Source organism: Geodermatophilus sp. SYSU D00879, from assembly GCF_054050375.1.
In genome coordinates this window covers 1-8891 of sequence record NZ_JBJGZF010000039.1, presented here as the reverse complement: position 1 = coordinate 8891, position 8891 = coordinate 1, and the positions used below count along the sequence as shown (strand labels likewise).

Sequence of the window (8891 nt, the reverse complement as noted above, 5' to 3'; positions counted from 1 at the left end):
CCCCCCCCCCCCCCCCCCCCCCCCCCCCCCCCCCCCCCCCCCCCCCCCCCCCCCCCCCCCCCCCCCCCCCCCCCCCCCCCCCCCCCCCCCCCCCCCCCCCCCCCCCCCCCCCCCCCCCCCCCCCACCGCGCTCAGAGGTGGGCGATCAGGTTCCGGAAGAACACCGCGCCCCGGTGCAGGGCGGCCACGCTGATCCGCTCGTCGGCGGCGTGCAGCGCGTCGAGCTCCCCGCGGGACAGGTCGAAGGGCATGAACCGGTAGACGCTGTCGCTGATCTGCGCGAAGTGCCGGGCGTCGCTGGCCTGCACCATGAGGTACGGCGCGACGACGGCCTGCGGGTACACCGCCCGCACCGCCGCCCCGAGCGCCGCGTACGCCTCGTTGTCGGTCCGCGAGACCGGTGAGGGGTCGTCGCCGGAGAGCACCCGGATCTCCACGCTGTCGTCGGCGACGACCCGGCGCAGCCGCTCGACCGTCGACCGCACGGTCTCGCCCAGGGCGATCCGGATGTTCAGGTGCGCCCGCGCCCGGGTGGCCAGCACGTTGCGCGCGCCGCTGCCCTCGAGCTCGGTGACCGCGACCGTGGTCCGCACCATCGCGGCGGCCTCCCGGCCGGCCCGGGCCAGCGCCGCGGCGAGCAGCGGCCGCAGCGGGCGGGCGTGCGCGAACAGCGCACGGGAGGGGCCGGGGGCGTGCCGGCCGGCGGCGTCGACCATCCCGAGCACGACGTCGGGCAGCCGGGCCGGGAAGGGCGAGGCGTCCAGCCGCAGGACGGCGCGTGCGAGGCGGGCCGGGGCGCCGTTCGGCGTCGGCGAGGACGCGTGCCCGCCCGGGTCGGTGGTGACCAGCTCGCAGTCCAGCACCCCCTTCTCGGCCAGCCCGACGGCGGCGATCTGTCCCGGCACGCCCGGGAAGACGCCGGTCACCACCGCGCCGCCCTCGTCGACGACCGCCCACGGCGTGATGCCCCGCTCGCGGAACACCTGCACCGCCTGCGGGGCGCCGACCCCGAGGACCTCCTCGTCGTTGCCGGAGAAGACGAACACGTCCCGCGCCGGCGTGTGCCCCGCCGCGACCAGCGACTCGACCGCCTCGAGGACCGCGACCAGCGCGCCCTTGTCGTCGACGGCGCCCCGGCCGTGCACGACGCCGTCCTCGACAGCGCCGGAGAACGGGTCGCGGGTCCACGCCTGGCCGGTGACCGGGACGACGTCGTGGTGGGCCATGAGCACCAGCGGCGGCCGGTCGGTGCCGCTCGGCCAGCGGTAGAGCAGCGAGCCGCCGGGGAGGATCTCCCGCTCGAGCACCCGGTGCGTGTGCGGGTACAGCTCGCCCAGGCGGTCCCGGAACCGCTGGAACACCGCGCGGTCGGCGTCGCCGGGGTCGCGCGTGGAGACGGTGGGAATGCGGATCAGCTCGGCCAGGCGGGCCGCGGCGGCGTCGGCGTCGAGGCCGGCGGCGTCCGCGGGCGGGACGGGCGTGTCCGCCGGCCGGAAGCGGGCGACCCGCCGCGCGACCGCGGCGACCCCCGCGGCGGCCGGGGCGAGCAGCAGCGGCGCGGTCCTCATCCGGCCTCCCTCCGTCCGGGCCCCGGGAGGAGGCCCGCCAGGGCACCGTACGGACGCCCCGGGCGGCTAGGGGAGGGGCTCCCGCCGGACGGGGCAGGACATGCACCGCGGGCCGCCGCGGCCGCTGCCGAGCTCCGAGCCCGCGATCCGCACCACCTCGATGCCGGCCGCCTCGAGCGCGGCGTTGGTGACGGTGTTGCGCTCGTAGGCCACCGCCAGCCGCGGGGCCAGCGCGAGGGTGTTGTTGCCGTCGTCCCACTGCTCGCGCTCGGCGGTGACCGGGTCCAGGCCGGTGTCGATCACCCGCAGCCGGTCGATGCCCATCGCCTCGGCCGCGGCGACGACGAACGGCGCGGGGCCGCGGACGACGAGGTCGGTGGTGTCGGCGTCGTCGGGCGGGGTGTCGGCGGTGACCGTCCAGGCGACCAGGGTGTCCGCCACCGCGGGGTACATGACCATCGCGTCGACGTCGACCATCGTGGCGATGGTGTCCAGGTGCATGGTCGCCCGCTCCTGGGCGATCGGGACGACGAGCACCGTGTGCGCCAGCCCCCGCGCGAACACCCGGCGGGCGAGCCGCTCGGCGCCGCCGGGCGTCGTCCGCTCGCCCACGCCCACGGCCACCACGCCGGCGGCCAGCAGCAGGACGTCGCCGCCCTCGAGGTGCTCCAGCGAGGAGTCGTAGAGCTGCTCGGCGCCGGCGAAGCGCGGGTGGTACGTGGCGATGGCCCGGAGGATCGTGCTCTCCCGGTGCCGGGCCGGCATCGCCAGCGACGTGACGGCGACCTGGTCGCCCACCCACACCGACGAGTCCCGCGTGAACAGCAGGTTGGGCAGCGGCGGGACGACGAAGTCGTGCCGGTCCATCAGCTCGTAGGCCAGCCCCCGCCCGCCGCGCATCTCGTGGTGCGCCAGCCCGGCCATGAGCGCGCCGGCCAGGTCCTCGGCCGCGAGGCCGGACAGGTGGCCGGCGGCGGTGCGCTGGAGGGTGGCGCCCAGGCGCGGGTCGTCGACGGCGGCGGCCACCAGCTCCTCGCGCGCCGTCGGGTGGTCCAGGACGTCGGTCAGCAGCCGGTCCAGGTAGAGCACCTCGACGCCGCGGTCGGTGAGCGCGGCGGCGAACGCGTCGTGCTCCTCCTGCGCGCGGGCCACCCACGGCACGCCGTCGAAGAGCAGCTGGTCGTTGTTGCGCGGCGTGAGCCGGCGCAGCTCGGCGCCCGGCCGGTGCAGGACCACCGTCCGCAGGGGGCCGACCTCGCTGGTCACGCCGAGGGGACTGGGGGCCGCGGTGGTCACGGGGGGAGAGGCTGGCACAGTGGCCGGGCCGGCGCACGGCACCCCACAGGAGGAGGCACCACGTGGACCTGTTCGACCTCACCGGGAAGGTCGCCGTCGTCACCGGCGGCACCCGCGGCATCGGCCTGATGATGGCGCGCGGCCTGCTGCAGGCCGGGGCCTCGGTCTACGTCAGCTCGCGCAAGCCCGAGGCCGGTGAGCAGGCGGTGGTGGAGCTGTCGGAGTTCGGGAAGGTGGAGTCGATCCCCGCCGACATCAGCACCGAGGCCGAGTGCGTCCGGCTGGCCGAGGAGGTCGGCCGCCGCGAGGAGCGGGTGCACGTGCTGGTCAACAACGCCGGCGCCACCTGGGGCGAGCCGCTCGAGACCTTCCCCGCCTCGGCGTGGGACAAGGTCCTCGACCTCAACGTCAAGGCGCCGTTCTTCCTGACCCGGGCGATGCTGCCGCTGCTCGAGGCCGCGGCCACCGACGACGACCCGGCCCGCGTGGTCAACGTCGGCAGCATCGACGGGCTGCACGTGCCGGTCCTGCCGACCTACTCGTACTCCTCCAGCAAGGCCGCGGTGCACCAGCTCACCCGGCACCTGGCCAAGGAGCTCGGGCCGCGGCGGATCACCGTGAACGCCGTCGCGCCGGGGCCGTTCGAGTCGAAGATGATGGCCGCCACCCTGGCCGCCCGCGGCGACGAGATCGCCGCCAGCTCGCCGCTGGGCCGCATCGGCCGCCCCGACGACATGGCCGGCGTCGTCGTCTACCTGGCCAGCCGGGCCGGGGCGTACGTGACCGGCGCCGTCATCCCCGTCGACGGCGGCCGGGCGACCACCCTCTGACTCAGGCGGAGCGCGGCGCCGGCCGGTCGGACCGCCGGCGCCGCGGCGGCCGGTGCGCCCCCTCGGCGGGCACCCGCGCGAGGTGGGACTCGGCCAGCGCCACCTGGTGCGGGCAGCCGACCCTCCGGCCCTGCTCGCGGGCGCCGGTCCACCAGCCGCGGGCGGCCACCGTGTCGCCGGTGCGCTCGGCGATCCGGCCCAGCAGCTCGTCGTAGGCGCCCAGGCTGAACGCCGGCGTGCCCAGCACCGCCTGCCGCCCGCGGAAGGGCATGAGCTGCACGGTGGCCATGGTCAGCTCGGGCTCGTCGCCCAGGTGCAGCGCCGCCTCGGCCTGCAGCAGCACCGCGGCGTCGCTGGCCCAGTCGCGGATCTGGGTGCGGCCCCAGCGGGCGCGCAGCCGCCGGGCCACGTCGAGGTCGCCGGACTCCGCGGCGGCCACCACCGCCATGAGCTGCAGCAGCGGGTTGCCCTCGTCGCCGGTCTCCACCAGCAGGTCGATCGCCTCGGGCAGCCGGTGGTCGCCGCGGCGCAGCGCGAACACGTGCGCGGCGTAGGCGTGCCGCGCGTGCGGCGTCACCCGGCGGTAGAGCTCGTGCGCCTCGGTGGTCAGCTCCTCGGCGCGGGCGGCGTCGCCGGCCAGCCAGGCCGCGCCGGCCTGCTGCCACAGCACGTGCGGGCGCACCTCCGGGCCGGACAGCGAGAACGCCAGCCGCCGCCCGGCCTCCAGGTCGGCGTCGAAGCCCGCGCGGTCGGTGAGGTGCAGCCGGATCGCCGCGCGGTGCAGCCGGGCGTAGAACTCGGTGCGCCGCGGCAGCCCGCGCCCGGCCAGGGCCAGCGCCTCGTCGGTCGCGGCCAGCCGCAGCTCGGCGGCGCCGGGCCGGCCCCACACCGCGAGCGAGTAGTTGTTCAGCGTCCGGCCGAGCAGCTCCGGGTCGCCGACGCCGCGGGCCAGCGCCACCGCCCGCTCGGCGTACCGCACGCCGCGCTGCAGGTCCTCGCTGAAGGCCAGCTCGACGCCGAGGGTGCCCAGCAGCCGCGCGGTCAGCCGGTCCCGCTCGGCCTCGGTCGCGTCCGGGGCGATCTCGTCGCGGTGCTCGAGCAGGTCCTCCAGCAGGGCGACCATGTCGACGTCGACGACGCCGTGCGGCCGCCAGTTCCACAGCGTGACCTCGCCCCAGACCGCGGCGGACTCCAGCTGGCAGCGCGGGTCGCCGAGCTCGCGGGCCAGCGCGATCGCCTCGCCGACCACCTGGTGGGCCTCGGTGCGCTCGCCGCTGCGCAGCAGGTCGTTGCCCAGCGCGGTGAGCAGGTCGTGCCGGGTGCGGACCGCGCCGGGCTGCGCCGGGTCGACCAGCCGCAGCGCGCGGCGGGTGTGCACCGCGGCCTCGCCGTCGGCCAGGCGGGCGCGGGCGTTGGCCGCCGCGGCGGTCGACCACCGCAGCCCGGGCGCGGGGCCGGCCACCGGCGCGGCCTCGACGAAGTGGTGCGCCAGCCGCTCGACCAGGGCGTCGTCGGGGCGGCTGCCGGCCACCTGCCGCTCCAGCGCCTCGCCGAGCCGGGCGTGCAGCCGGGCGCGGCGCAGCGCGGGGAGGTCGTCGGCGAGGACCTCCTGCACCAGCGCGTGGGTGAACCGCCAGCTCCACGGGGTGCCGCCCTCGACGACCAGGCCGGCGGCGACCGCGGCGTCCAGGGCCGCCAGCGCGTCCTCGGCCGGCTCCCCGGCCGCCTCGAGCAGGTCGAGGGTCACCTCGCGGCCGGCGACGGCGGCCAGCTCCAGCACCGGGCGAGCGCCGGCGGGCAGCCGGGCCAGGCGGGTCCGGAGCACCTCGCCCACCGACGGCGGCACCGGCACCGCGTGCAGGTCGCGGCCGCCGCGCATCCAGCGGGACAGCTCGACGACGAAGAACGGGTTGCCCGCCGTGCGGTCGTGGACCGTGGCGGCCAGGCCCGGGTCGCCGGCCGAGCCCAGCTGCGCGGCCAGCAGCGAGCCGACGTCCTCGGCGTCGAGGCCCTGCAGGGTGATCGTGGTGGCGGCCGGCTCGCGGGCCAGCCGGGCCAGGCAGTCGGCGACGGCCTCGGGCAGGTCCTCCCCGACGCTGCGCACGGTGACGACGACCAGCAGCGGCACCCGCGGCAGGTGCCGGACCAGCAGGGTCAGCAGCTGCACCGACGTCGTGTCGGCGCCCTGCAGGTCGTCGAGGACGACCATCGCCGGCCGCTGACGAGCGGCGGCGGCGAGCCGGCCGCGCAGCTCCTGGAACAGCCGGAACCGGGCGGCGTCGGCGTCGTCGCCGTCGTCCCCGGCGGGCGCGGGCGGCTCCTGGCCCAGCTGCTCGAGCGCCTGGGTCCACGGCCACAGCGCGGGCGCGCCGGCGTCGTCGGCGCAGCGGCTCTCGGCGACCGCCCACCCCGCGGCCCGGATCGTGTCCGCGACGGCCTCGGCCAGCCGGGTCTTGCCGATGCCGGCCTCGCCGGCCAGCACGACGACGGCGGGCCGCCCGGCGGCGACCTGCTCGGCGGCCGCCCGCAGCCGGGCCAGCTCGGCGCGGCGGCCGACCAGCGTCTCGTCGCCGGGGACGGCCAGCGGGGTGGGCGCCGGCGGCGGGACCACCGACAGCACGGGCCGGGGCACCCGCGAGGTGAGCTTGGGGTCCTGCCGGAGCACGGCCTGCTCGAGGTCGCGCAGCTCCGGGCCGGGGTCGATGCCGAGCTCGTCGCGCAGCAGCTCGGTGCAGCGGCGCAGGGCGTCGAGGGCGTCGGCCTGCCGGTCGGCGGCGTAGAGGGCGGTGACCAGCCGGGCCCACAGCCGCTCCCGCAGCGGGTGCTCGGCGACCAGGCGCTGCAGGTCGGCGACGGCGGCGTCGGCGCGGCCGGTGGCCAGCAGGGCGTCGCAGCGGCGCTCGCGGGCGCGCACGTGCAGCTCGGTGAGGCGCAGCCGGTCGGTGGCCGCTCCCGGCCCGTCGCCCAGCTCGGCCAGCGGCTCGCCCCGCCACAGCTCCAGCGCGCGGTCCAGCGCGGCCACCCCGCCGGCCGGGTCGCCGGCCTCGACGGCGCGGTCCCCCTCCTCGACCAGGCGGGCGAAGCGGAGGCTGTCGAGGTCCTCCGCGCCGACCTGCACCAGGTAGCCCGGCGCGCGGGTCAGCAGCACCGTCGGCGCCTCGCGCGGCCCGCGCTGGGGCTCGAGCACCCGGCGCAGGTGCGAGACGTAGGCCTGCAGGGTGCCGGTGACCGTGGGCGGCGGCTCGTCGCCCCACAGCGTGGTGACGATGCGGTCGACGGGGACCACCCGGCCGGCCTCGGCCAGCAGCAGGGTCAGCAGTGCGCGGGGCTTGGCGCCGCCGACGTCGACGGGGCGGTCGTCGGGTCCGGTGACCTCGAGGGGGCCGAGGACGCGGAACCGCACGGTCGGGCATCGTGACAGGTCGCGGGCCGTCTGGGGAGGGGTCCGCGCGCCTCAAGTGCGGCGCAAGTGGCGGTCAAGGCGGGGCGGCCACGGTCGTCCCGGCCGATCCCCCTGCCCCCGAGGACCCGACATGAGCCTGACCGAGACCCCCGCCGCCGCCCCGCTACCCCGCACGCCGCTCGACGACGCCTCGCCCGCCCCCCTCGACCCCGCCGCCGTCGCGGACCTGCGCGGCCGGGTCCACGGGCCGGTCTACGTCGCCGGCGACGACGGCATGGCGGCCGAGGTCGCGGCGTGGAACCTCGCCGTCACCCACACGCCCGCCGTCGCGGTCGGCGCCACCTGCGCGGCCGACGTCGCCGCCGCCGTCTCCTTCGCCGCCGCGCACGGCCTGCCGGTCGCCGTCCAGGCCACCGGCCACGGCCCGGTCCGCAACGCCGACGGCGCGCTGATGATCACCACCCGCCGCATGCAGGGCGTCGCCGTCGACCCGGCGCGCCGCACCGCGCGGGTCGAGGCGGGCGTCAAGTGGCAGAAGGTCATGGCGGCCGCCGCCGAGCACGGGCTGGTCGGGCTGTGCGGCTCGTCGTCCGACGTCGGGGTGGTCGGCTACACCCTCGGCGGCGGGCACGGGTCGCTGGGCCGCAAGCACGGGTTCGCCGCCGACGCCGTCGTGAGCGTGGAGATCGTCACCGCCGACGGCGTGCTGCGCACCCTCCGCGCCGAGACCGAGCCCGAGCTGTTCTGGGCGGTGCGCGGCGGCAAGGGCAACTTCGGCGTCGTCACCGCGCTGGAGTTCGAGCTGTTCCCCGTGCCCGCGCTGGTCGCCGGCGGGCTGTTCTTCGCCGGCCGGGACGCCGCCGCGGTGCTGCACGCCTACCGCGCCTGGGCGCCGACGCTGCCCGAGGAGGTCAGCACCTCGGTCGCCGTGCTGCGGCTGCCGCCGCTGGAGGAGCTGCCGCCGCCGCTGCGCGGGCAGACCGTCGTCCACCTGCGCTACGTCTACGCCGGCGAGGACCCCGCGCTCGGGACCGCGCTGGTCGCGCCGATGGAGGCCGCGGGTGAGGTGCTGCTCGGCGGCGTCGGGCCCATGCCGACGACGGCGCTGGACGCGGTGCACATGGACCCGACCGACCCGATGCCCGGCTGGGAGAAGGGGATGTTGCTCGCCGAGCTCACCGAGGAGACCGTGGACGCGTTCCTCGCCGCCGCCGGCCCCGACGTGCAGGTGCCGCTGGTCATGGCCGAGATCCGCCAGATGGGCGGGGCGCTGGCCCGCCCGGCGCGGGTGCCCGACGCCGTCCCGGGGCGCGGTGCCGCCTGGTCGGTGTTCGTGATCGGCCCGATGGTGCCGGAGTTGGCCGAGGTGGTGCCCGCGGTCGGCCGCGGCGTGCTCACCGCGCTGGCGCCGTGGGCCGCGCCCGGCGCGATGGTCAACTTCCTCGGCGACGTCAGCGGCCCCGAGGAGGTCCTCGCCGCGTGGGACCCGGCCTCGGCCGAGCGGCTGCTGGCCGTCAAGCGGGCGGTCGACCCCGACGACGTCTTCTCCACCGGGTACGCGCTGCGGGGCCGGGGTGCCTGAGCAGTCCACCCGGCCCCGGCCGCCGGCCTGGCTGCGGCGGCGGATGGGGATCCCCCCGGCCCTGCCCCCGCCGGGCTGGACCCCGCCGGATGCGAGCACGATCAGGTGAGCTGATCCTGCGGCGGGGGGGGGGGGGGGGGCGGGGGGGGGCGGGCGGCGGGGGGGGGGGGGGGGGGGGTGTGGAGGCCGGGGGGGGGGCGGGGGGGGCGGGG

The 8891-nt window shown here is 78.3% G+C and carries 5 protein-coding genes; 2 read left to right on the top strand and 3 right to left on the bottom strand.

Annotated elements, in window-relative coordinates; all coding sequences use genetic code 11:
- Window positions 1–131: 131 nt before the first annotated feature.
- On the bottom strand, window positions 132–1568 hold the full coding sequence (locus tag ACI79B_RS23165; RefSeq protein WP_456930171.1) for a M20/M25/M40 family metallo-hydrolase: 1437 nt from the start codon (window positions 1566–1568) through the stop codon (window positions 132–134).
- Between the two features lie 66 nt (window positions 1569–1634).
- Window positions 1635–2864, bottom strand: a complete 1230-nt coding sequence (locus tag ACI79B_RS23160; RefSeq protein WP_456930172.1) for an arginine deiminase — start codon at window positions 2862–2864, stop codon at window positions 1635–1637.
- 62 nt (window positions 2865–2926) lie between these two features.
- On the opposite strand from ACI79B_RS23160, the gene ACI79B_RS23155 reads away from it, so the two are divergent.
- Complete coding sequence (locus ACI79B_RS23155; RefSeq protein WP_456930173.1) at window positions 2927–3694, top strand: SDR family oxidoreductase; 768 nt, start codon at window positions 2927–2929, stop codon at window positions 3692–3694.
- Between the two features lies 1 nt (window position 3695).
- Here ACI79B_RS23155 and ACI79B_RS23150 read toward each other — a convergent pair whose 3' ends face one another.
- The gene (locus ACI79B_RS23150) at window positions 3696–7097 is read right to left on the bottom strand and encodes a BTAD domain-containing putative transcriptional regulator (RefSeq protein WP_456930174.1); all 3402 of its coding nucleotides are present in this window, start codon (window positions 7095–7097) and stop codon (window positions 3696–3698) included.
- 130 nt (window positions 7098–7227) lie between these two features.
- Here ACI79B_RS23150 and ACI79B_RS23145 point away from each other — a divergent pair, with 130 nt between their 5' ends.
- On the top strand, window positions 7228–8679 hold the full coding sequence (locus ACI79B_RS23145) for an FAD-binding oxidoreductase (RefSeq protein ID WP_456930175.1): 1452 nt from the start codon (window positions 7228–7230) through the stop codon (window positions 8677–8679).
- The last annotated feature ends 212 nt before the right edge of the window (window positions 8680–8891 follow it).

Coding starts and splice junctions, on each gene's coding strand:
- ACI79B_RS23145 (WP_456930175.1), top strand. CDS start 7,228: ATGAGCCTGACCGAGACCCCCGCCGCCGCCCCGCTACCCCGCACGCCG.
- ACI79B_RS23165 (WP_456930171.1), bottom strand. CDS start 1,568: ATGAGGACCGCGCCGCTGCTGCTCGCCCCGGCCGCCGCGGGGGTCGCC.